The following is a 1,981-nucleotide window of genomic DNA, read 5'->3' on the forward strand; positions in this document are numbered from 1 at the left end:
GCAGCCACCGGCGGTTTGACCGGCGGCGCCGGTGCCACCCGCACCGTCGGATCGACATACGGCGCCTTGAGCCGCTGATGCAGCGCCTGCTCAAGCTCGGCGCAACTGGCAAACCGCTGCTCGCGTTCGAGGCTCATAGCCCGAATAATGATCGCCTCGGTTTCTGGAGCCACCGAGCGGTTCATTCGTATGATCTCGCCGCGGCGTGGCGGCTGCAACGGGATCGGCGGCATTGCCGTCAGCAGGTGCAGCATGGTCGCCCCAAGCGCATAAATATCCGAGCGGGCATCGGTCTGCCCTTTGCCGTACTGTTCGGGTGGCGCATACCCAGCTGACCCCATCGCGATCGTGTCTTTCGACTTGCCGATCTTGTGCTTGCGAGCCACGCCAAAGTCGATCAGCTTGAGCACGCCATCCGGGGTCAGAATCACATTTGGCGGTTTGAGGTCGCGGTAGATGATCGGCGGTTGGCGCGTGTGCAGATAGTGCAACACCCGGCAGAGCTGAATCCCATACCCGATCACCTGTTGTTCGAGCATCGGTGCATTCGCCTCGCGGATCATGGCTTCGAGCGTCTTGCCCGGCACAAACTCCATAATCATCGTCGGACGGCCTTCGTACTCGAACAAATCGATCACCACTGGCAGGTTAGGAAATGAGAGCGACCGCAGCAATTCAGCCTCTTGCAGAAAGAGCTGGCGCGCTTCAGCCAACTCTTCGGCAGTCACCTCACCAGCGGGCCGCATCTCTTTCAGCGCCCAAATACTGCCATCACTAGCCCGCCGCACCCGATAGACCGCACCCATCCCGCCTCGCCCAATCAGGTTGAGGATGGTGTAGGCGTCGTCGGTGCCGCGGATCGTGAGATTGTCTGCCAGCCGGTCGAGCATGAACATGGTGCTTGCCGTTTGCCGATGTGTTAGGCCAATTATACCACTGTAGCCAGCGCGCCGTGTGTTAGGGGAGGCTGCGCCTGCGCCTCGCGTCACCTTGACGAACCGGGCAATGGCTGCTATAATCTGCGTTGTCACGCCGAAGTGGCGGAATGGCAGACGCGGCGGTCTCAAAAACCGCTGGGGATCAACCCCCGTGTGGGTTCAAGTCCCACCTTCGGCACCACGAAAAGGCATATCGGGGCGTGGCTCAGCCTGGTAGAGCGCCGCGTTCGGGTCGCGGAGGTCGGTGGTTCAAATCCACTCGCCCCGACCAGATAACAAAAGCGTCTGTGCGATCGCGCAGACGCTTTTGGTTTATGGTCAAGCCTCAAGAACCCTCACCCCCAGCCCCGCTCTCACCTGACGGCGGGAGAGGGGAGCGTAGTACCGAGCGTTGAGGCATTGCACCGCGATTAACCGTTGTACTCAATCAGATGTTCTGTCCGCCCCTCAACTAGCGCGGGAGAGGGGAGGCTAGAGCTGAGCGTTGCGGCATCACACCGCGATCAACAGGTGTACTCAACCAAACTTCACCTCAACCGCAAAGCGGTTGAGGGGCGCTGCGCCGTTCCGATCCCGCAATGTCTTTGTCGCCAATTCGGCGGCTCCCCCTCTCCCACCTAACGGTGGGAGAGGGGGGCCGGGGGGTGAGGGCCTACCGCTCAGGCGCAAAGCGAGCAGAGACGTAAAGGATGCAAACGCAACGGCGCGAAGGGCGCAGAGATTGTTGGGGAAGCTTCACTCCCCGCTTGTCAGGACGCGCCGTGCGGCGAAGCCTTCTCCTGCGCGGGCGGAATGGATGCGCTCAGGCCTGTAAGTCGCTGAAATGGGAGATTGCTTCGGGCGGGCGGCTCCAGCAACGCTGGATGCCGCCGCGCCCTCGCAATGATAACAGGTGAACTGCCACGCCCCGCTTGGCATTGCGAGCCGAGCGACGCGAGGCGCAGCAATCGCCCGCAAGAGCGGGAGCAATCCGTGCAGGCATTGCAAGCGCTGAAGCAGGAGATTGCTTCGGGCGCGGTGCGCCCGCGCAATGACATCATGCC

1 protein-coding gene and 2 tRNA genes are annotated in these 1,981 nt (G+C 61.9%); 2 read left to right on the forward strand and 1 reads right to left on the reverse strand.

Going from position 1 to position 1,981, the window contains the following annotated elements:
* Positions 1 to 896, reverse strand: an 896-nt coding sequence (locus U9R81_RS12230; protein WP_322495729.1) for a serine/threonine-protein kinase, incomplete at its 3' end; no start/stop codon positions are given.
* A gap of 135 nt (positions 897 to 1,031) precedes the next feature.
* On the opposite strand from U9R81_RS12230, the gene U9R81_RS12235 reads away from it, so the two are divergent.
* Both U9R81_RS12235 and U9R81_RS12240 read left to right on the forward strand, forming a co-directional pair.
* Positions 1,032 to 1,119: transfer RNA gene (locus U9R81_RS12235), tRNA-Leu, on the forward strand.
* Positions 1,120 to 1,132: 13 nt separating this feature from the next.
* Positions 1,133 to 1,209, forward strand: a tRNA-Pro gene (locus tag U9R81_RS12240).
* Positions 1,210 to 1,981: the final 772 nt, after the last annotated feature.

Source organism: Chloroflexus sp. (assembly GCF_034435895.1).
In the GTDB taxonomy this organism is placed as follows: domain Bacteria; phylum Chloroflexota; class Chloroflexia; order Chloroflexales; family Chloroflexaceae; genus Chloroflexus.